The sequence below is a fragment of the Kitasatospora sp. NRRL B-11411 genome, from assembly GCF_000721345.1.
GTDB lineage: Bacteria > Actinomycetota > Actinomycetes > Streptomycetales > Streptomycetaceae > Kitasatospora > Kitasatospora cineracea.
On record NZ_JOGH01000008.1, the window covers coordinates 1 to 21,495 of the forward strand.

A 21,495-nucleotide genomic window follows, 5' to 3' on the forward strand; every position below is an offset into this window, starting at 1 on the left:
CGAGAGCTACCTCGCTGGCCTCCGCCTTCGCGGCGCGATGATCTGGCTCAAAGACCTCACCAAGCCCGCCCCTTGATCACGACCGAATACGCTCCCTAGAGGCCCGCTCCGACGGCCGGATCAGGGTCCGGAGAACACCGGTGACCGCGCCGCGGGGCATCGCGGTGCACGGGGACCAGGTCGTCCTGCTCGGGGGTGACCGCCAGGGCGACCGCCTGCACCGCTGCCGGATGACGGAGACCGAGGTCCTGCCGGTCGAGGAAGCGCACCTCACCTTGCCCAACGGCACACCGCTCAAGAAGTACGCCCGCCCCGTCTGCCGGGGGCCGCACCTGTACCTGCACGGCGCAACGCTCAGGCAGTGGTACGTCATGAGCATCCGCTGACCGCCTCGGGGCACCCTACCGACCGGCCGACCCACTGCCGGAAAAGCGGGCGTCCGCCGTCCCGCCCGGTCGGTAGGGTGGCCCGGGGCACCGCCCGGTGCCGCCAACCGGCCTTCCAGGAAAGCGGATCGTAGGAAGATGACGGTCGAGAACGGGAAGGCCGGCGGCAGGTGACGGCGACCACGACGCCGCTGTTGCGGCCGCGGGCCCTGCGGGCCGGGGACCTGGTGGTGGTCGCCGCGCTGTCCGGTCCGCTGGCGGAGGTCCACGAGGTGCACGTCGAGCGGACGGTGGCGCTGTTCGGGCGGATGGGGTTCCGGATGCGGCGGGCCCCGCTGGTGGAGGCGGGGCGCAGCCACTGGTGGAGCGCGGCCACGCCGGAGCGGATCGCCGCCGAGTTCAACGGGCTGCTGCGGGACCCGGAGGTGCGGGCGATCGTGGCGAGCGACGGCGGGCAGACGGCGCTCGGCTACCTCGACCTGATCGACTTCGACGCGGTCCGGGCCGACCCCAAGCCGGTCCTCGGCTACAGCGACGTCTCGCTGCTGCACCTGGTGCTGCACGCGCGCACCGGCCTGGTCGGCTTCCACGCCGACATGGCCGTGCCCGGCTTCGGCGGCTCCTGGCCCGCCGCGCCGGCCGCCCGGCAGGCCGAACTCGAGGCGCTCTACGCCCGGTTGCTGACCGGGACCGGGGCGCCCGGCCCGCTACCCGCGGGCCCGTCCTGGGAGTGCTGGCGCCCCGGCCGGGCCGAGGGCCCGCTGATCGGCGGCGTGGTCAACCGGATCGTGCTGGCGCAGGCCACCCGGTTCGCGCTGCCGCCCGAGCGGTTCGACGGGGCGGTGCTGTTCTGGGAGGAGACGGGCGGCCTGGCCTCGCACGTGTGGAGCTACCTGCAGGTGCTGCGGCACGCCGGCGTGCTGGACCGGATCGGCGGCATGGTGGTGGGCGTCCCGCGCGAGATCGCCGGCCTCGAACCGGGCGCGTCCCCGACCCTGCGGGAGATCGTCCTCGACGTCCTCGGCGACCGGGACGTCCCGGTGCTGGGCAACGTCGACTTCGGCCACGCCGGGCCGAACCTGCCGCTGCCGGTCGGCGTCCGGGCCGGCCTCGACGCGGAGCGCCGCACGCTGACGCTGCTCGAACCGGCGGTCGCACCCCCGCAGCCGGAGCCGTCCGGCTGAGCCGCACCGAAGCCCCCCGCCCGGCTCAGAACTCGGCGTCCCGCTCGTCCGGACCGGCCGGTCCCAGTTCCAGCCGGACCGTCACCGGGCCGACGGTGCAGTCGAGTTCCAGCGGGAGGTCCCCGGCGGAGTCCGGCCGGGCGACCAGCCAGGCGTACACGGCGGAGACCGCCGCCGCCGGGTCGATCCGGCGGACCCGGCCGGCCGCGCGGTGCGGGGGCACCCGCAGGGCGAACGGGCCGTGGCGGCGGTGCACCAGCAGGCAGCGTTCGGGGGAGAGCAGGGCGGCTGCGACCCGGCAGCCCGGGAGTTCGTCCAGGACGTGCGCGGCCCAGCCGGCCGCCGTCCAGCGGCCGGTGCCGGGGTGCCGCCAGAGCACCTCCGCGCTGCGCTGCTCGGCGAGGCCGGCGGCGCCGTGCCGGGCGGAGCGGTGGTGGACCGGCAGTTCGGTGGCGACCGGGAAGCGCTCCACCCGCACCCGCCGCCCGTCGACCTCGGCGCGCACCGCCAGCGCCGGGACCGGGTGGCGGGCCGGCGCCGGGTCGGGCAGCAGTTCGGGCGTCAGCGGGGTCCGCGGCGGGGCGAGGCCGAGCAGCCGGTACAGCTCGGCGCGCAGCAGCGGCAGCGCCCGGCCGGGGTGGGCGAAGGCCGCGGCGGCGAACTCCGCCGGGTCCGGGCCGGGGCCGGGGTGGTCGCGCAGCAGGTCCGGCAGCGCGGCGGCCCCGGTGAAGCGCGGGGCGACGGCGAGCAGCCGGGCCATCGGCGTGCCGGGGATCAGCTCCGTCCCGCCGTCGTAGCCGTCCAGGACGACGGTGCGGCCGAGCGCGGCCGCGTACAGCGCGGTGGAGCCGTGGTCGGTGAGCACGGCGTCGGCGGCGACCAGGACGGACGCCCACTCCTGGGCGGAGGAGGGCAGCAGCAGCCCGGCCTGCAGGGCGGGGCGGAGCTGCTCGGCGAGGTTGTGCGGGCCGCGTTCGCTGACCTCGTTGGGGTGCACGACCAGGGCCACCCGGTAGTCGTCGACGGGCAGGTGGAGGGTGAGTTCCAGCGGCAGGTCGTGGCGGCGGGCCAGCAGGCTCTCCCCGCCGTGGGTGGTGAGCACCGCCAGCAGGGTCCGGTCGCCGACGCCGAGCCGCTCCCGGTAGGTCTCCCGGCGGCCGGTGGACTCCCGCATCCGGTCCAGGGTGGGGTCGCCGACCACGACGGCGCGGGCGGCGGCGGGCGGGCAGTACTCGGTGAGCCGGGCCAGCTGCTCGTGGTGGCCGAGGCCGTGCAGGTCGGCCCACGGCTCGCCCTCGGAGAGCAGGAACGCGGGGTCCAGGCCGGACGGCAGGCTGGGCGAACCCTCGGTGCCGAACGCCTTGTTGAACCCCGCGCCGTGCGGCAGCAGCGCCCGGACCCGGCCGGACAGGCTGGTCAGCGCGCCCTTGGGGCTGGTGGACAGGATCAGGTCGAAGCGCTCGTGCCGGGCCTGTTCGAAGTCCATCACCCGGGCGCCGGAACGGTCCAGCGCGGCCAGCGCGTCCAGCCCGAACCGGGAGCCGGGCACCTGGGTGAACCAGCGGTCGATCCGCGGATCGCCCCCGAACACCGGCAGCACGTCCAGCAGCCGGTTCAGTGCCACCGCCGAGCGGAACGCCAGCAGCACCGAGGGCCTCTGGTTCCGGCCGGCGTCAGGCATGTGCCGATGCTATCGGCGTTCCCGCAGCTCCGCCCGCCGGAGCGGGAACTGACCGCCCGTCAGACCCGCCCCGCCCGGCCCGGCGGCCCGGGCTGACGGCCCGTCCGCCGACCCGTTCGGCCCGGGCGGTCCCGTCAGCCCCGCCGGCCCTTGCCGGTCCCGTCAGCCGGCCGTGAGCTGGACGGCCGCCTCCACGCCGGAGGCGATCGCGCCGGAGATCCAGGCGTGGTAGCGCGGCTGGCAGTGGTCGCCCGCGAAGAACAGCCGGCCGTCGACCGGGGCGGGGACGTGCGGGCCGAGGCTGAGCAACTGCCCCGGGGTCTCGATCACGGCCTCGCCGAGCGCCCAGCGGTTGCGCAGCCAGGACTGCGAGACGTGCCGGTCGGTGGCGTAGCGGCGGATCCGCTCGCCGAACAGGCCCGCCAGGTGGTCGAGCGCCTCGGTGTGCCGGTCGGCGGGGGTCAGCGCGTCGAAGCGCAGCGCGTCCTCGGCCCAGTTGTAGGCGGCCAGCACGATGCCGCCGGGCGCGCCGTCGTCGCTCGGGTGGGAGGGGAAGTAGACGAACCGGCTGGCCTCGTCCGAGACGCAGCCGCCGCCGACCGCCGCCACCGCGTCCCCGTGCGGGGCGGGCCGGTAGTCGGCGCCGAGCTTCGCCTTCCAGGTGTCCTCGTCCCACTCCCACCAGCGCTCGGTGAACTCGACCAGCACCTTGTGCGCGGTGTCGTGCTTGAGCTCGGCGATCGCCCGGCGCTTGCCGTAGGGCAGGATCGGGTCGAAGTCGACGTGCCGCAGCGCCGCGTACGGCACCGCCAGCACCACCGCGTCCGCCCGGTACTCGCACCGGTCGCCGCCGATCGCGCCCTCGCACGCCTCGTCCTCGGGGCCGCTCTCCGGCTCGGCGACCACCGTCACCCCGTCGTCGCCGAACCGCACCCGGGTGGCGACCTTGCCGCGCTCGATCGGCAGGTCCTTGGCGAGCGCCTCGGTCAGCGCGTCGGTGCCCGCGCTGAACTCGAAGTAGGTGACCGCCGGGTTGATGTCGGAGGCGTCGAACACCGAGTGCAGGAAGCCGTACGACAGTCGGCTGGTCAGGTTCTCCAGCGTGCCCACCGCCTGCACCTGGGCGTCGCTCCAGCCCTCGCTCTCCTGCAGGTAGCGCAGCAGCGAGTAGCCGTCCATGTCGTACAGCAGCTGCGCCATGCCGGTCACCCGCTGCTCGATCGGCTTGTCGCTCCAGGAGCCGTCGCCGTTCTTCACCATGGTGTACGCGCGGGCGGTGTCCAGGGCGCGGTCGAAGGCGGCGGCGGCGGTCCGGGTGCTGTCCCAGCCGAAGCTCTTGTTCACCGGGCCCGGGTCGGCCGCGTACGCCGCCTTGCTGACGGTCTGTCCGTTCACGTGCACCAGCCGGCCGCCCAGGCCCTTCGGCGCGGTGTACGCGGGCGCGGTGCCGGTGGCGAACTCCTCGCCGGTCCACGACTTGTAGACCACCCGGGCGTCCCCGGAGACCAGGTCGGGCTGCGGCGGGACGTCCACCAGGTGGAACGGGCGGCGCGGCACCTTCAGGTGGTCGGCCAGCGCCAGGGTCAGCACGTGGCTGGACGGGATACGCATCGCACCCGCCTCCGCGTGCAGCCGGGAGTCCTGCCACAGGTCGCCGCGGAAGGTCTTCACCCGGCCGCCGACCCGGCTCCGGTTCGCCTCCAGCACCCGCACCTTGTGCCCGGCCGCCAGCAGCAGCCGCGCGCACACCATGCCCGCCACGCCCGCACCCACCACCAGCACGTCGCGCGGCGCGACCGGACGCAGCCGCTGACGGCCCGTCAGCAGCTTCAGGTAGTCGAGCGTCAGGTCGCGGTGGTCGGCGTCGGTCAGCAGGATCCGGCGCGCCATGGTCAGCGCCGCCTCCTGCCGCGCCGGGTCGGGCGGCGGGGCGGCCGCACCGGCCGCGCGGGAGGGGCCGGTGCCGGGGCCGACCAGGGCGGCGGCGGTCATCGCACCGCCGGAGGCGAGGAACAATCCACGTCGAGAGATCACCCGCCACACCCTGGCAGCGCCCACCCGCCCGACACGCGGTCTCCGCGCACGAACGAACCCCCAGTCACCCGCACGGGGGCGCTCGAAGCACACCGGGGCGCACACCCCCGCCCGGTTCACCCCTCCCGGGGCAGCGTCCACGCCGGATCGCCGTCCGGCGGGGGCGGATTGACGGTCCAGGTGCTCCGGTCGGTGTCCGGGTCCCAGTACGCCACGGTGGCGGTGCTGCCGTCGTCGTAGTACATGCCGTACGCCCAGTGCTCGGGCGCCTCGTGGCACATCAGGTCGGGGTAGGGACCGATCTTCCGATGACCCCAGGCTCGGTTGACCCGGGCCACCGCCTCGGCCCGGGAGGCGCCGAAGGACACCAGCACCTCGACGATCTCGCCGAAGAACTCCAGCATCTCCCGGTCCGCGTCGAGGCGGAGCCCGCTGTCGGGCCCGTCGTGGAAACCGTTCACCTACGCTGCCTCCCCCCGGCCCGGATCCTCCTCGGCACGCTACCCGGTGGTTCCGTCCGTGCGGGGCGACGGTACCCTATTCCATCGATCCATGGATGAATGAGGAGGGCTTGTGGCCGGTACGGCCGTCGACCCCGCCGTGCAGCGGCGCATCCTGCGGGTGCTGGTCGTCTCGCAGGTGCTCAGTGGCGCGGGCCTCGCCGCCGGCATCACCGTCGGCGCGCTGCTCGCCCAGGAGATGCTCGGCAGCACCGGACTGGCCGGGCTGCCCAGCGCCCTGTTCACCGCGGGCAGCGCCGTCGCCGCGATCGCGGTCAGCCGAATATCCGCCGCCCGCGGCCGCCGCCCCGGCCTCGCCGCCGGGTACGCGACCGGGGCCGTCGGCAGCGCCGGCGTCATCGCCGCGGCCGCCCTGGACAGCCCCGTCCTGCTGTTCGCCGCGCTCTTCGTGTACGGCGCCGGCACCGCCACCAACCTCCAGGCCCGCTACGCCGGGGCCGACCTCGCCGCCCCCGGCCACCGGGCCCGCGCCGTCTCCACCGTGCTGGTCGCCACCACCCTCGGCGGCGTCCTCGGCCCCAACCTGGCCGCCCCCACCGGCGACCTCGCCGCCGCGCTCGGCCTGCCCCGCCTCGCCGGACCGTTCCTGCTGGCCGGAGCCGCCTACGCCGCCGCGGCCCTCGTCCTCGCCGCCCGGCTGCGCCCCGACCCGCTGCTGCTGGCCCGCGCCACCGCCCCCGACGGCCCCGCCGCCACCGCGGACGTCCCCGCCGACCCGGCCGCCGCCGCCCGGATCCGCAACCGGGTGCTGCTCGGCGCGCAGGTCATGGTGGTCACCCAGCTGGTGATGGTCGCCGTGATGACCATGACGCCCGTCCACATGCACGACCACGGCCACGGCACCGCCGCGTCCGGCCTGGTCATCGCCCTGCACGTGGCCGCGATGTACCTGCCCTCCCCGCTCACCGGGCGCCTGGTCGACCGGCGCGGGCCGCTGCTCGTCGGCGCCGCCGCCGGCCTCACCCTGCTCGCCGCCGGACTCGTCGCCGCCCTCGCCCCCGCCGACTCGGTCGCCCTGCTCGCCCTCGCCCTGGCCCTGCTCGGACTCGGCTGGAACTTCGGCCTGGTCTCCGGCACCGCGATCATCACCGACGCCGCCCCGCTCGCCACCCGCGCCAGGACCCAGGGCGCCGTCGACGTCGCCATCGCCGTCTCCGGCACCACCGGCGGCCTCGCCTCCGGCGCCGTCGTCGACCTGGCCGGCTACCCCGTCCTCGCCCTCGGCGGCGGCCTGCTCGCCCTCGCCGTCCTCCCGGCCCTCGCCACCACCGCCACCCGGACCCGCCGATGACGGACCGTCACCTCCCGGACCGCACCGTCGACGGCCGCGGACTGCTCTGCGTCACCCTGCTGCTGCGCCTGCGCGCCGCCGTCGCCGACGCCCCCGCCGGCACCCTCGTGCACGTCCTCGCCACCGACCCGGCCGCCCCGCTCGACCTCCCCGCCTGGTGCCACCTCACCGGCCACCACTACCTCGGCGAACCCGCCCCCGGGACGTACGCCCTGCGTCTGACCGCCACCCCGGCCCCCACCCGCCCGGACGCCCCCTGGCACCGGCAGTCGGCCGGCTGACCCCGCCCGCCCGCCACCTCAACGCCCCAGCCGCCGCACCGGCTTGGACCCCGGCCCGCCCGGCGGGGGAGCGGGCAGCACGGACGGCGGACGCAGCGTCAACGGGGACGGCGGGGACGGTGCGGACGGCGGGGCGGGCAGCGGGTAGCGCGGCGGGAGCGACGGGCGCGCCGAGGCGCCGACGACCGCGGCGAGCCCGCTGCCGAGCACGGCCCACAGCAGCGCCTGACCGCAGTACCCCTGCCAGGAGAACCGGGAGCCGAGCGACCCGAGCAGGCCGACGGACGTCACGCCGAACACCCCCGCCCCCACCGCGAACACCCCCGCCGTGCTCCCGCCGCTCATCGGACGGGCGGGCAGCGGCCGCCGCCAGCACGGAACCACCAGCGCCACCACCGCGGCCGGCACCAGCCAGGCCAGCCAGGGCACCCGGCCCCCGCCGAAGACCAGCGCCGCCACCAGCCAGCCGAACGGCACCGCCTGACGGAACACCAGCCACCACGGCAGGTACGGCGGCCCGGACGCGCGGTTGAGCCGCAGCCGGTACGCGCCCAGGCCGGTGAAGACCGCCGCCCAGCCCGCGACCAGGGCCACCACCAGGCACATGAACGGCACCCCGACCAGCTCGTACCCGCCCGCCCGGGCCGAGTCGGACTGCGGCGGCAGCTCCACCCCGCGCCACCGGCCGTCCACGTCCCGGACCTGCAGCCCTCGCAGCGGATAGTCCACGATCACCGTGTGCCCGCCCGGGACGGCCGCCACCACCAGCCCGCCCCGCCCCGCCGAAGCCGCCGCCCCGGTTCCGGCCGAAGCGCCCGTCCCCGCCGAGGCCTCCGAGTGCGGAGAAGCGTCCGGATCCGGATCCGGATCCGGATCCGGGACCGGGTCCGCGTCCGTCCCCGTCCCGCCGCCGTACCAGTACCCGTACCCGTCGACCGGCGTCAGCCGCAGCGGCGGGGTGTACTCCGGCTGCCAGGTCCGGCCGCCGTCCCGGCTGGCCTCGACCGGCAGCCCGTAGCCGCGCAGCCGGAAGCACAGCCGGTCCGGCGCGGGCAGGCACTGTCCGGCCGCCGGGTCGGGGGTGACGGCGGGCGGGGCGGGGTGCTTCTTGCCGTAGGGGACGGCCTGCCAGGTCAGGCCGCCGTCACGGGTGGTCCACCAGACGCCGTCGTACACCATCGGCCGGCCGTCCTGGCTCCACAGCCGCGGCGCGGTCTGCGGCACCGGCGTGGTCGCCACCATCGCCGCGGCCGCCAGCGGCGTCCCGACCAGCGCCAGCACCCGCCGCAGCGGACGGGGGCGGGCGCTGCGCCGCCACAGCCACCAGGACAGCGCCAGCACCGGCAGGGCCAGCAGGTCGCCCGGGTCGGCGACCGTCCGGCTCGGGACGCCGGTCAGCGCCGACCAGCCCGCGGATGCCAGCTCCGCCCCGGCGGCGGAGGACTTGGCCACCGCGAAGCTCACCGCCGTCAGCGCCACCCCGAGCAGCGCCGCCGGCCGCCCGCGCAGCCGCGGCACCGCCGACGCCACCAGCGCCAGCACCGGCGGGACGACCAGCATCCAGGCCGCGTCACTGACCTTGCCGGTCACCGCCCCGGGCCAGGCCCGCTTGCCCACCCGGTCGTTGAACGCCAGCACGGCGACCGCCAGCAACGTCCCCGGGTGCCCCGCCCAGCGCAGCGCCCGCCCCCCGTCGTTCCGCATGGGAACGAGTGTTCCGACGCCGCGTCACATCCCGGCCACGGCCGCGTCTCGCTTCCCGCAGGCGCGGCCGGGACCGGCTGCCACCGCCGGGTGTCACCCGGCGGTGACCTCCTCGAGTTCGGCGAGCAGCTCGGACGCGGCGACCGGGTCCAGGCCGCCGTAGCGCAGCGGGTAGTCGCGGCTGCTCCAGTGGTCGCCGGGCGTGGAGTCCAGCCAGACCGTCTGGAAGGTCTGGTCGGGGAACTCGTCCACCAGGCCCACCGCGATGCCCTCGTCGAGCTGGATCACCAGGTGGCAGCCGTCGGCCAGCCGCTTGGAGAACCAGCGCTCGACCCCGGCGTCCTGCGGCGCGCCGCGCTCCCAGCCGCGCTTGGTCAGGCCGAGCAGCCGGCCGACCGGCACCGTGCAGCCCTCGAAGCGGTGCAGCCGGTTGGCGGCCGCTTCCTCGGGGGTGAACCGGCGTACGGGGCGGCCGAGTTGCGGGAACGGCTGGAGGACCTCGTAGTCGGCGAACAGCTCCGACCACACCGCCACCGCCGCCTCGCCCAGCAGCAGCGGGTGGGCCAGCCGGACCGTCGCGTCCGCGGGCAGCACGAAGGGCTCGTCGGCCGCGTCGGCGAAGGTGCGGTCCTCGGCGACCCGGAACGCGGTGCCGTCGGCCGTCCAGACCAGCCGGCGCGCCAGGTGCCACACCAGCGGGTGCTCGACGAACAGCGAGCCGAACTCCTCGGCGCTCCACGAGCGTTGGGCCACCATCGCGGCCTCCAGCCGGCGGATCTGGTCGGCCGCGACGGTCCGCACGTCCTTCTTCAGCGCGGCGAACCGCTTGCGCTCGGCCGGGGCCAGCTCCTGGTCGTCCCGGGCCCCCGGCGCGGGCAGGTCCTTGCGCCGCTTGCCGTCACCGTCCAGCACGAACGGGCGCAGCTGCTCGTCGAAGCCGACCGTGAACCGGCGCGGACCGTAGTCGATCACCGTGGTGCCGTCCGGGCCGAGGCCGAGGTCGGGAACCAGCCGGTCCGCGAGCTGCTCGGCGGTCAGCCCCAGGCCCTCCGCCACCTCGGCGATCTTCTCCTGCGCGCGGGCCTTGAGCGCCTTGAACTTCACCCGCTGCGAGATCCCGTGCAGGTGCAGCAGCGCCAGGTCGGTGCCGATCGCGGCCAGCACGTCCAGGCCCTCCACGGCCCGCTGGTGCGCGCCCTGCCCCGGCCAGTCGCGCAGCACCGGGGTCAGCCGGCGCACCGTCGTGTCGTCGCCCAGCACCCCCAGCGCGTGCAGCGCCCAGCTCTCCTTCGCGGGCATCCCGGCCTGCAGCCACTGCTCGAACAGCGCCCACCCGAACGCGGCCGACCCGTCCGCCCGGCAGCTCTCGGCCACCACGGCCAGCCCCGGGTACGGCACGCCGGGCCTGGACAGCGCCAGCATGGTCAGCACGTGCCGCACCGCCTCCGCGGGCAGCGCCGTCCCCGCCCCCTCCACCGGTGCGCGCAGCAGCAGTTGGGGCAGGACGGCGGGATCCGCCCAGACGGGCAGCACCGGCATCCGGGCCGGCAGCGCGGTCTCCAGCGGATCGGCGGCCAGCACCTCGCCGACCACCTCCGCCGCCGGGGCGCCGTAGCGGTCGGCCACCGCGGCCAGCAGCGCCTCGTCCCCGCAGGAGGACGCGACCAGCCGCAGCGCCTGCTCGGCCGCCGCCCGCTCCCGCCCGGCCGGGCCGACCGCGTCCGGGACCAGCAGCAGCGCACCCGCCACCCCGTGCCGGGCGAACCACGAACGGGCCGTCGCGTGCACCGACTTGAGCCGCACCAGGCCGTCCGCCAGCAGCCGGGCCGCTCGCACCTCGCGGAACGGCAGCAGCAGCGAGGAGAGCACACCGGGCTTGGCCCGGGCGGCGTGCAGCGCCATCGGCAGCGCGGCCGGGCCGTACTTGGCGACCACCGGCGGCAGGTACTCCGACCCGCCCCACAGGTCGGCGGGCCGCCACTCGGCGACCGCCGGGGCGAGCACCTCCGCGGGGCCCTGCACCAGCAGCCGGACCGGGTACCAGAGGTTGTGGCTCTCCAACCCCGTCTTCGCCTCGGCGGCCCAGTCGGTGTCCGCCGGGTACTGCCACCCGGCGAACTCGAACCGGGCCCAGCCCTCCCGCTCACCGGCCCGCCAGGCCAGCTCCACGCCCTCGTCCGGCCGCAGGCCCTCGACGACCCGCGCCTTGCGCCGGGTGCGCGGCCGCGTCCACGGCGGCGCGGCCAGCAGCGGCGGCAGCGCCTCCGGCGCGGCCTCGGGCGCCTGCGGACGGGCGCCGTCCAGCTCCGCGACCAGCGCGGCCGCCGCGGCGTCGAGCCGCGGCAGGATCTGCGGCAGCAGCTCCCGGTGCAGCAGGACGTGGGTGTCGAGCAGCCGGCGGGCCGTCGCCGCGGCCCGGCCGCCCCGCGCCGCCGCCTCGGCCAGCAGCCGCACCGCCCGCACCGGGTACCGCCGGAGGGCCTCCTGCAGCGCCGGGCGGACCTGCTTGTCCTCCAGCCGGGCCAGCAGCAGCCGGAACGCCGCGTCGGTCGGCAGCTGCGCCAGCACGGCGGCGAGCTCCCTGGCCTCGGTCGCGTCGTGCGCCTGCTCGAACGCCTCGCGCAGCAGCGGGACGAAGGCCGTGCCGACGCTCTCGGCGAGCGTCGCCACCAGCGTCACCGGCCAGGCGCGCCACATCCGTTGGAGGTCGGCGGCCATCGGCTCCACCTGCGCCGGATCGTCCAGCGCGTGCAGCAGCAGCACCTGCAGCCCCGCCCGCTCGTCGCCGTAGCCCGGCATGTCCGCCAGGCACTGCGCCAGCCAGCCGGGCACGTTCGGGGCGAGGTAGCAGGCGAGCGCCCGGTGCCGCGGCGTGCCGCGGTGCTCGGCGGCGGCCGCCAGGGCCTCCCGGTACTCCGGCTCCGGGGCGGCGGCGAGCAGCGCGCGCAGCCGGCTCTCGACCGGGCGGCTGTCCTGCCCGTAGTAGGGCAGGGGGCCGACCCGCCGCCGCAGCGAGATGTTCGAGATGTCCGACCCGGACTGCAGGTAGGTGGTCTCCACGGTGTGCCGCTCCAGCGCCGCGCGCACCGCGAAGGGCAGCCCGTGCCGGGCCGTCCAGACGTCGGCGAACAGCGCCTTCTCCTCGGCGTCGGCCTGCCACGGGGCCGGCACGATGCTCGCCACCGCGACCGCGCCCAGCACGTCCGGCGCACCCTCCAGGTAGGCGCGCGCGGCCCGTACCAGCTCCGGGTCGGAGGCCGGGGCGTCCAGCACCCGCTCCACCCACTCCCGCCGGCCGTCGATCCGCCGCCGCTCCCGCTCCAGCGCCTCCGGCCCGGGCCACGCCACCTCCGGGATCCGGCCCGCGCGCCGCGGCAGCACCGCCTTCCACCAGGCCGCGGGCATCACGAAGGCGTCCTCGTCCGGCAGTTCCCGCACCTCGACGCCCGCGGCCTGCGCAGTCCCGGTCTCCACGGCCGCCACCTCCGCGTACCCCTTGCGCTCCTTCTCCGCGACCTGCTTGGCGAAGTGCGCCGCCGCGGCCTCGGCGGAGGCCAGTTCCTTCAGCTGCTCCCGCCCGTCGGTGCCGATCCGCCCGTAGCGCACCCGCACCCCGGCGCCCTCGACGGCCGCCTCCCAGAACTTCGCAGAACCGTCCCCGACGAGCTCCCAGCGCCGCACAGCCCACTCCTCCGCGCCCTGACCATCCGATGATCGACACCCGGAACCCTAGCGACGTCCCCCGACACCGCCCCGCACGCACCGGAGCCGGGTGACGCTCCGGCCCCGGTGCGTGCGGGACGGCTCAGCCGTGCCGGACCTTCTCCGCCGGCGCCGCCGTCCGCACCACCGTGGTGTAGCCGGGGCTGCTGATGGTGACCCGCACGCTGATGTTCTTGCCGGACAGGTTGTTCCGGTCCAGTTCCAGGGTGGCCCCGGTCGCGGTGAAGGTGCGCACCGCCGAGGCGTTCATCCCGCCGTGCGGGCCGGTGGTCTCGACGTACCAGCCGTGCGCGCCGGGCTGGACGCCGCGCCAGACCACGTCTGCCCGAGCACCGCTCGGCACGCCCTTCACCACCGCGATGTCCTTGCCGGTCAGCACGGCGGCCCGGAAGGAGTCGGTGCCCAGCACCTTGTCCTGCGGCCGCAGGCCGACGGCCGCGTACGGGATCTCGAACTCCTGCTGCCCGGCCGGGTCGTTCAGCGAGGGCTCGGGGGAGTCGAAGGTGTCGAGCGAGGGCGAGTAGGTGCGCACCACGATCTTCTGCCCGGTGTTGTCGAAGTGCAGCAGCCGGAGGAAACCGAGGCCGCCCTGCTCCAGGCCCTGGTAGTCGAAGAGCATCGAGTGGACGGTGCGGTCCGCGACGCCGTCACCGTCGTCGTCGAAGCCGTCGGTACGGGTGTACGCGTCGTGGTAGTGGCCCGAACTCACCGCGAAGACATTGGAGTTGGGCTTGACCACCTCGTCGTGGATCCGCTGCGGGACGGGGCCGAGGGTGCCGGTGGTGAGCAGGTACTCGTGCAGGTCGATCCAGACCTTGCGCTCCGGGTACTGCCTGATCACCGAGTTCATCCAGGCAATCTGCTCGTCACCCGGGTCCCACCCCATCGAGAGCATCAGGAAGTCCACGCCGCCCGCGCTGACCAGGTCGTAGTGGCCGCGGTTGTTGCCGGTCTCGCCGCCGTACCAGGGGTTGTCCCGGTAGCGGTCGGCGCCGAAGTACGTCCCGAACTGCGAGTAGTCGTCGGCCGCGTGGCCCACGTCGTGGTTGCCGGCCAGCACGCCGTACGGCAGCCCGGCCTCGTTGAGCGGCTTGTACGCGGCGTCCGCGTTCTTCCACTCGTACGCCGGGTCGTGGTTGTCGCCCCGGAAGTCGGTGGCCCGGTAGTCGTCCACGATGTCGCCGGTGTGGATGACGTACTGCAGGTTGAGGTCGTCCCGCTGGGACAGGAAGAAGTCGTTGATCGCCAACTGGTGCGCGTACCAGGTGTCGGGGCCGCCGCTGCCGGCCGCCCAGCCCTGGTTCTCGTTGTAGTACTGGGTGTCGGACTGCCAGCCGATGGTGAAGTCGTAGGCGTCGCGCGGGGTCGCGCCCGCGCTGTACGGGGTGACCGCGCTGTCGCGGGCCGAGCGGTCGCCGCCGGGGAAGCCCTCCGAGTGCTGCACCAGCACGGTGACCTGGCCGTCCTTGACGTGGTCGGCGACCGGCACGGTGCCGCCCAGGGTGAACGAGGCCCGCCCGCCCTCCGCGCCGGTGGTCAGGCGGCGGTCGACCTCCTCCCACTTCCCGGTGGCGGAGTTCAGCGCGTACAGCAGCACCTTGGCACCGGTGTTCGCCGACCCCGCCCAGGACAGCCGCACCTGCGCGTCCGCCCCGGCGCCCTCCGGCACCGGCACGGTGAACAACTGGTACGGCAGCGCCGTCCGGGAGGAGACCGCCGGCTCGACGCCGTCGGTGCTGAAATCGACGCGGCTGGTGGCGGTGTTGCCGATCGCGTCGACGGCGGTGAACACGGCGGTGTGCGCGCCGGGGGCGAGCGTCAGCGAGGAGGCCGCGTACGGCAGCGCGACCGGCTTGCCGTCCAGCGTCGCACTCACCGCCTTCACCCCCGACCCGGCGTCGCCCGCCGTGGCGTCCACGGTGAACCCGCCCCGGTAGCGGCGGCCCGGCTCGACGGTCGGGGTGAGCTGCGGCCGGGTGTTGTCGACCTGGACGGTGCGGGTCACGGTGCGCCCGTCGGCCGTCGCGCTCACGGTGTGCGGGCCGTCGGGCACCGCCGTGGTGTCCCAGACGTGCGCGAGCGAGGTGAACGCGTCGTCGGGCAGCGTGAAGGTGGCCTCCAGGTAGTCGTAGTCGGCGGCGCCGTCGCCCATCGCGATCAGGGTGTCCTCGCCGGCCGACAGCACCGTCCGGACCGGCGGGTCGTACGCGGTGGCGCCGTTGGTGGCGTTCACGCCGACGACCACCGGGCGCAGCACCCGGCCGTCCGGCAGCGCCAGGCGCAGGTTCCGCACCGAGAAGTCGTCGTTGTCGTCGGCGGTGCTCAGCTCCGGGTAGCCCTTCGTCCCGGCCCAGATGCTCAGGGTCAGCGGCTCGCCCTTGCGGATCCGCTCCACCGGCACCCGGGTCGGCACGGTGACGACCCGCTCGTAGTAGCCCTCGTCGAAGACGTTCAGCACCTGGTCGTCGAGCTTGACGCCGTTGCGGAAGAACGCGTCGGTGTTGGTCGCCTCGAACGCGAAGTACGCGCCCTGCTCCAGCGCCGGAACGCCCGGCGCCACCGGCTCCCCGTCCACCCGCAGCCCCGGCCCGTCCGGCTTCCCGGCCGTGGTGCCCGCCAACCGGACCTGCCCGCCGACGTACTGGCCGTCCGTCACGTTCAGCCGCACCGGCTCCGGCGCGCCGCCGCCCCGCAGGTCGATCCGGACGGTGTCGAGCACCGTGGAGTGCGCCCCGTCGCGGGCCACCACCCGGTACTCGATCCAGCCCTTCCCGAACAGGTCGACCTTCGGGACGGTGCAGGAGTAGCGGCCCGGCGCGCCGGCCCGCAGTCGGCGGGTGCTCGGCTCGGTGGTGTCGGTGTCCAGGGTCAGCTCGACGGTGCGCACCTGGTGGTCGTCGGTGACCGCGAAGGTCAGCTCCAGGTCGTCGGTGACCGGCGCCTCGCCGGTGCCGCGCAGGTCGGTGACCACCGGCGCGGTGTCGCTCGCCGGGTCGGCGACCAGCCCGGCGGGCACCTGCCCGGGATCGGTCCGTCCGGGGGTGGCCGGGCCGGGGCCGATCATGGTCTGCGCGGTGCCCGACTCCCAGCGGTACTGGATCGGCTCGTCCGCCACCGTCTGGTCGTCGTTCAGGTAGTCGGCCCGGCTGATCTCGTACCCCGTGTCGGTGGACACCCGGATGCCGCGCGGCCCGCCGTTCGCCATCCCGCCGTTGAACGTCTCGACCAGGTCCACCCCGGGGGTCAGGTTGCTGCCCCAGTGCTTGTTGAAGTCGGCCGCGGTCAACGCCTGGTCGGCCCCGTTGCGCACCCACAGCACCAGCGTCCGCCCCGGCCCGATCACGGTGTCCGCGGGCACCGACGGCCACAGCGCGCTGCTGGTCACCACGCGGCTCGCGTCGAGGTACAGGTACTCCAGCGTGAAGTCGTTCCACCGCACCGGCGACTGCGAGGCGTTGTACACCTCGACGAACTCGTACCCGTCCGAGCCGTTCACGTTCGCGGTGTCCGGCGCCAGCTCGGTGACCTGCAACAGCGGCGCCCGCAACGCCGGATCCACCGGCGGGACGCCCGACGCGGACGGCGACGGCGACGGCGTGGGCGTCGGGCCCGGGCCCGCGCTCGGGCCTGCCGTCGGTGTCGTACCGGGGCTCGGGGCCGGGGTCGGTTCGGGGTTCCCGTCCGTCCCCGGCACCAGCTGCGAGGGCGCCACCGTCCCCGGCGTGGCCGGCCCGTTCGAGAACAGCGCGGCCCGCGCCCCGCCCGCAGGCACCGTGAAGTGCGTGGACGCCCCCGGCGTCGCCGGCACCCGAGCGGGCACGAACGACCAGCTCGGCACCTTCAACGCGGAGGGCACCGAGGCGTCCACCAGCCCCAGCGCACGCTGCCCGCCGTTGGCGATCCCGGCCTGCCCCTCCACCCGGACGATCGCCACGTCGTCCGGCACGTTGCCGTAGAACGCCCGGAAGTCGGCCTCCGACCTCGCGTACGTGTTCACCCCGCCGTCGCTGTGGTCCAGCCAGAAGACCGTACTGCCGTGCGCTGGCACCACCGCCGCCAGCGGCCCCGGCGTGACGGCGTTCCCCGCCACCCCGTCCGAGACCGCGAACTTCAGCGCCGACCCGAACGAGGCGTCGGTCGGCGCGGCATCGGTGCTGTACCCCACTCCGATCTGCCGGGCCGCCAGGTCGACGGCCTCGCCGGTGGTGTTGGTGACCTCGAAGAACTCGAAGTCGTCCGGGACGTTCGCCGGAGTCCCGTCGTCCGGGTGCACCTCCGAGACGAACAGCCCGGCCCCGGCCGGGACCTGATCGGACGTCGCCCCGCCCCCGGCCGAAACGGCCCGGGCGACGCCGACGCCGCTGACCACCACGGCCAGGGCCAACGAAGCGGGAAGCGCACGGAACGCGCGCGGACGGGGATGGTGCACGGGTCGGGCCCACTCTCTCGGATCGGAATCCGGTGGACCGTAACCAGCGAAGGTAAAGAGTCGGCAATGAGTCGTGAGCGACCGGCGGCCCCCGCCCGAACGTTCACCCGAAGCCGGGCCCGGCCACTGTCGGCCGGAACCCGGAATCCGGGAGATCCGACGACGACCGGGCCCGGACGGGACGCCGCAGGCACCGACGGGACGCCGCAGGCACCGACGGGACGCCGCAGGTCACCGACCGCCGGGCTTGCCCCTGGAGGCGAACACCAGCACGGTCGAATCCGGCTCCACCGGGCCCCGGCCCCCCCTCGGCGCGGTGTTGAGCACCTGCCCGGCGGGCGCCTTCCAGTCGGTGTGCCACACCACCGAGCAGCGCAGCCCGAGCCCCCGCAGCACCTCACCCGCCCGGTCCACCGTCATCCCCTGCAGGTCCGGCAGCACCACCCCCGAATGCGGCCCCGCCCCCGCCGCCGGGGTCGGTGTGGCCTCCGCCGAGCCCTCCGCCGCAGGCCCGGCCGTCGGCATCGGAACGCACCAACTGCCCGTCGGCGGCAGCGCCGCGGGCGACGGCGCCGACTCCGGCCGCAGCGCGAAGAACCCCGTCGCCGCCAGCACCGCGACACCCGCCACCGAGGCGCCGCCCAGCAGACCCCGGCGCACCCGGCGGCGCCCCACCGTCCGCTCGATCGCGGCCGCGTCGACCACCGGCGCCGCCGGGCCGTCCGCGAACGAGACCAGCGCCGCCCGCAGTTCCTCGTCGAAACCCGGCCCCGTCCCGCCCGTCCCGCTCACCGCACCCCTCCGATCGGCGCCCCGGGCGCCCTGTCAGCCGTCAAGGACTCACGCAACTTGGCCAGGCCGCGCGCGAGTTGGGAGCGCACCGCGCTCGCGGAAATCCCCAGCACGTCGGCGACCTGCTCGGTCCCCATGTCGTGCAGGTAGTGCAGCACCACCACGCTGCGCATCCCCATCGGCAGCCCCAGCAGCGCCCCGATCAGCTCGGCGCGCAACTCCGCCTGCCCCAACCCGTCCCGCGGCTCCACCGGCTCCGGCAGCCCGGCCAGCCCGGTCCGCTCCCCACGCCGAAACCGCCGCCGCCACCGGTCGTTGGCCAGGTTCACCAGCACCCGCCGCACGTAGGCCTCCGGCGAATCCGCCGCCGCCACCTTCCGCCAGTGCCGGCAGGCCCGCTCCAACGCCTCCTGCACCAGGTCCTCGGCCGCGTGCACATCACCCGTCAACGCGTACGCGGTCCGGAACAACGCCCCCGACCGCTGCCCCACGAACTCCGCGAACCCGGCCCCCGGATCACCCCTGCGCAACCTCACTCGCCCCTCCTCCCACTCCACCACTCCGGTCAACTGCCCCCAAGACGCCCCACCCCGCCCCAGCGCTGCACGGCCCACCGGACAGTGGCACGGATCACAGCGGGGGCGCCGAGGGGATCGCTCCGGCGCAGGGCATCCGGCTGAACCCGGAAGTGCCCGAGAGCGGGGTGGACCACCCGGCCGTCACGGAGGCGCTGACGGAGGGCGACCGGTACGGCCACCGGCGGCGGGGCGGCCGGGACCACGTCTGGTGCGAGTTCGACCTGAGCCCGGGGCCCCGCCCCGTTCCGGTCGTCCGCCCGGTCGTGCGTGAAGCGCTGCCGCCCGGGGGCCTCCCGCCGCTGCGCGTCTTCCGGTTCGACGGCTGTCCACGGCGGAGAGGGAACTTCCGGGGCCGTTGGTCACGTGATTGGTCGCGCCACTGCCCGGAAAAGCAAAAAACCCCTGATCAACAGGGGTTTCACGCTGGTGTCCGAGGGGGGACTTGAACCCCCACGCCCGATAAAGGGCACTAGCACCTCAAGCTAGCGCGTCTGCCATTCCGCCACCCGGACCGGGTGTCGTCCTCGCGGGGCGTTCCCCGCGCTGACATGGACAACAGTAGCAAAGATCGACTGCCAGACCCAAAACCCGGGGGTGGCGGGGTGGGCGGGGCTTCGAATGCGGGGGCGACGGGGCGTCGGTCAGGAGTGTCGGGGAGATATGCCCTTGGGGCCGGACGGGTGGTGGGGGAGGATGACGGGACGGCGCCCGCGGTCCCCGGCCGGGGTCGGGGCGGCGCGGGCCGCAGCCGCGCCGGGGCGGGCAGACACGAGGTGGGAGCGATGAGCGTGGGCAGCGAGCGCGCGGTGACGGCCGAGTCGGAGGTCGCCGAGATCTGCCGGGACCTGATCCGGATCGACACCAGCAACTACGGGGACGGCTCCGGCCCGGGCGAGCGGAAGGCCGCCGAGTACGTGGCCGAGCAGCTCGCCGAGTTCGGGCTGGAGCCGCAGATCTTCGAGTCGGCCAAGGGCCGGGCCTCCACGGTGGTGCGGATCGAGGGCGAGGACCGCTCCCGGCCGGGCCTGCTGATCCACGGGCACACCGACGTGGTCCCGGCCAACGCCGACGACTGGACGGTGCACCCGTTCTCCGGCGAGATCACCGACGGCTGCGTGTGGGGCCGCGGCGCCGTCGACATGAAGGACATGGACGCGATGACCCTCGCGGTGGTCCGCGACCGGCTGCGCACCGGCCGCAAGCCCCCGCGCGACCTGGTGCTGGCGTTCCTCGCCGACGAGGAGGCGGGCGGCACGTACGGCGCCCGGTTCCTGGTGGACCGGCACCCCGAGCTGTTCGAGGGCGTCACCGAGGCGATCGGCGAGGTCGGCGGCTTCTCCTTCACCGTCAACGATCAGGCCCGGCTGTACCTGGTGGAGACGGCGGAGAAGGGCATGCACTGGATGCGCCTGACCGTCGAGGGCCGGGCCGGCCACGGCTCGATGGAGAACGACGACAACGCGATCACCGAGCTGTGCGAGGCGGTGGCCCGGCTCGGCCGGCACCAGTTCCCGCTGCGGATCACCAAGACCGTCCGGGCCTTCCTGGACGAGCTCTCGGACGCGCTGGGCGTGCGCCTCGACCCGGAGGACATGGACGAGACGCTCCGGGTGCTCGGCGGCATCGCCAAGATGATCGGCACCACCCTGCGCAACACCGCCCAGCCGACCATGCTCGGCGCCGGCTACAAGGTGAACGTCATCCCCGGCCAGGCCACCGCGCACGTGGACGGCCGCTTCCTGCCCGGCTACGAGGAGGAGTTCCTGGCCGAGCTGGACAGCGTCCTCGGTCCGCGCGTCAAGCGCGAGAGCCTGCACCACGACAAGGCGATCGAGACCAGCTTCGACGGCGCCCTGGTCGAGGCCATGCAGACCGCGCTGCGCGCCGAGGACCCGATCGCCCGGGCCGTCCCGTACTGCCTGTCCGGCGGCACCGACGCCAAGTCCTTCCAGGACCTGGGCATCCGCTGCTTCGGCTTCGCGCCGCTGCAGCTCCCGCCGGACCTGGACTTCGCCGGGATGTTCCACGGCGTGGACGAGCGGGTGCCGGTGGACGGCCTGAAGTTCGGCGTCCGGGTGCTGGACCGGTTCATCGACCTGGCCTGAGCCGGGGAAGTGCGGTTAATCGGTCCAGCATCAGAGCTTTCGAGCATCCGAAATGGCGATCACCTGTTCGCTTGATCACTTCAACGGGTGAATGCGGATCCGGCCCCGTGTCCCGGTCGCGGAGGCTTCGTTCTTCCGTGTGCAGCCCGGGGGAACGGGCTGGAAACGACCAGGAGGAGCAGTTCAGATGAAGGCCAAGAAGATCGCTGCCGTTGTCGCCGCCACCGGTGGCCTGGTGCTCGCGGGCGCCGGCGTCGCCTCGGCGCACGGCGGTGCGGGCGCGGACGGTGTCGCGGTCGCCTCCCCGGGCGTGCTCTCCGGGAACCTGATCCAGATCCCGGTGCACGTCCCGGTGAACGTCTGCGGCAACACCATCAGCGTGATCGGCCTGCTCAACCCCGCGTTCGGCAACGCCTGCCAGAACGTCTGAGCGGGCCCCGCCGAGGACCGGCGGGCCGCCGACCCCGAGTTCCCGCCCCCGCGCGACCCCTGTGTCGCGCGGGGGCGGACGCGTGTCCGGACGCGCGTCCGGGGCGGGGGAGGCGGGCGTCGGCCCCGGTCGGGTGAACGGTGCGGTTCCCGGGGAAAGGGAGAGCTCACCCGATCGGATGAAGTGACTGCAGATGGCTCAACCTTCACCGTTAAGGGTCGTTGAAGTAGTGCCGCCGCCTTCGCGGCAGGCAATTCCGACTATCGGATCGACCGGAACTCCGGAGCCGCCGGAAATCCGCCGGGGAACCGTCCCGGCGGCGGCCCGGAACCGGATCGGACCACCGAACGAGAAAC

Annotated in this window: 14 protein-coding genes and 1 tRNA gene; 6 read left to right on the forward strand and 9 right to left on the reverse strand. The window is 75.1% G+C overall.

The genetic code is table 11. The annotated features are described in order from the left end of the window. Positions 1-140 precede the first annotated feature (140 nt). Together IH44_RS0105705 and IH44_RS0105710 are read left to right on the forward strand one after the other, a co-directional pair. Entirely contained in the window at positions 141-386 is a 246-nt protein-coding gene (locus IH44_RS0105705; RefSeq protein WP_232794833.1) for a hypothetical protein, read from the forward strand. A 170-nt stretch (positions 387-556) separates the two neighbouring features. Continuing rightward, a complete protein-coding gene (locus tag IH44_RS0105710) occupies positions 557-1,570 on the forward strand; it encodes an LD-carboxypeptidase (RefSeq protein WP_030458296.1) in 1,014 nt (337 codons plus the stop codon). Positions 1,571-1,595: 25 nt separating this feature from the next. Here IH44_RS0105710 and IH44_RS0105715 read toward each other — a convergent pair whose 3' ends face one another. The 3 genes from IH44_RS0105715 to IH44_RS0105725 all read right to left on the reverse strand — a co-directional run bounded on the left by IH44_RS0105715 (position 1,596) and on the right by IH44_RS0105725 (position 5,746). Further along, positions 1,596-3,251 carry a hypothetical protein gene (locus IH44_RS0105715; RefSeq protein WP_030458297.1) on the reverse strand — a complete coding sequence of 552 codons (1,656 nt, stop codon included), beginning with the start codon at positions 3,249-3,251 and terminating at the stop codon, positions 1,596-1,598. A 162-nt stretch (positions 3,252-3,413) separates the two neighbouring features. Then, positions 3,414-5,285 carry an FAD-dependent oxidoreductase gene (locus IH44_RS0105720; RefSeq protein ID WP_157852118.1) on the reverse strand — a complete coding sequence of 624 codons (1,872 nt, stop codon included), beginning with the start codon at positions 5,283-5,285 and terminating at the stop codon, positions 3,414-3,416. Between the two features lie 116 nt (positions 5,286-5,401). Then, positions 5,402-5,746: a hypothetical protein gene (locus IH44_RS0105725; RefSeq protein WP_232794834.1), complete on the reverse strand. Its 345-nt coding sequence runs from the start codon at positions 5,744-5,746 to the stop codon at positions 5,402-5,404. A 112-nt stretch (positions 5,747-5,858) separates the two neighbouring features. Between IH44_RS0105725 and IH44_RS0105730 the strand changes: the two genes are divergently transcribed. Both IH44_RS0105730 and IH44_RS0105735 read left to right on the forward strand, forming a co-directional pair. Next, on the forward strand, positions 5,859-7,097 hold the full coding sequence (locus tag IH44_RS0105730) for an MFS transporter (RefSeq protein ID WP_030458300.1): 1,239 nt from the start codon (positions 5,859-5,861) through the stop codon (positions 7,095-7,097). Next, entirely contained in the window at positions 7,094-7,378 is a 285-nt protein-coding gene (locus tag IH44_RS0105735) for a sulfurtransferase TusA family protein (protein WP_030458301.1), read from the forward strand. Before IH44_RS0105730 ends, IH44_RS0105735 begins: the two co-directional genes overlap by 4 nt. A gap of 18 nt (positions 7,379-7,396) precedes the next feature. Here the strand turns inward: IH44_RS0105735 and IH44_RS0105740 are convergent, their stop codons facing one another. From IH44_RS0105740 to IH44_RS0105770, 6 genes are all read right to left on the reverse strand, one after another. Next, complete coding sequence (locus tag IH44_RS0105740) at positions 7,397-9,082, reverse strand: hypothetical protein (protein ID WP_030458302.1); 1,686 nt, start codon at positions 9,080-9,082, stop codon at positions 7,397-7,399. 93 nt (positions 9,083-9,175) lie between these two features. After that, positions 9,176-12,763: a DUF4132 domain-containing protein gene (locus tag IH44_RS0105745; protein ID WP_030458303.1), complete on the reverse strand. Its 3,588-nt coding sequence runs from the start codon at positions 12,761-12,763 to the stop codon at positions 9,176-9,178. 124 nt (positions 12,764-12,887) lie between these two features. After that, positions 12,888-17,189 (reverse strand): metallophosphoesterase, encoded by a 4,302-nt coding sequence (locus IH44_RS0105750; protein WP_051816582.1) that lies wholly within the window; start codon positions 17,187-17,189, stop codon positions 12,888-12,890. Between the two features lie 276 nt (positions 17,190-17,465). Then, on the reverse strand, positions 17,466-18,026 hold the full coding sequence (locus IH44_RS0105760) for a PASTA domain-containing protein (RefSeq protein WP_030458305.1): 561 nt from the start codon (positions 18,024-18,026) through the stop codon (positions 17,466-17,468). Further along, positions 18,023-18,556 (reverse strand): SigE family RNA polymerase sigma factor, encoded by a 534-nt coding sequence (locus IH44_RS0105765; RefSeq protein WP_369794903.1) that lies wholly within the window; start codon positions 18,554-18,556, stop codon positions 18,023-18,025. Before IH44_RS0105765 ends, IH44_RS0105760 begins: the two co-directional genes overlap by 4 nt. Positions 18,557-19,028: 472 nt before the next feature. Beyond that, positions 19,029-19,116: transfer RNA gene (locus tag IH44_RS0105770), tRNA-Leu, on the reverse strand. A gap of 270 nt (positions 19,117-19,386) precedes the next feature. On the opposite strand from IH44_RS0105770, the gene IH44_RS0105775 reads away from it, so the two are divergent. Both IH44_RS0105775 and IH44_RS0105780 read left to right on the forward strand, forming a co-directional pair. Then, positions 19,387-20,709: a M20/M25/M40 family metallo-hydrolase gene (locus tag IH44_RS0105775; RefSeq protein ID WP_030458307.1), complete on the forward strand. Its 1,323-nt coding sequence runs from the start codon at positions 19,387-19,389 to the stop codon at positions 20,707-20,709. Positions 20,710-20,896: 187 nt separating this feature from the next. After that, a complete protein-coding gene (locus IH44_RS0105780; protein WP_030458308.1) occupies positions 20,897-21,139 on the forward strand; it encodes a chaplin in 243 nt (80 codons plus the stop codon). Positions 21,140-21,495 lie beyond the last annotated feature (356 nt).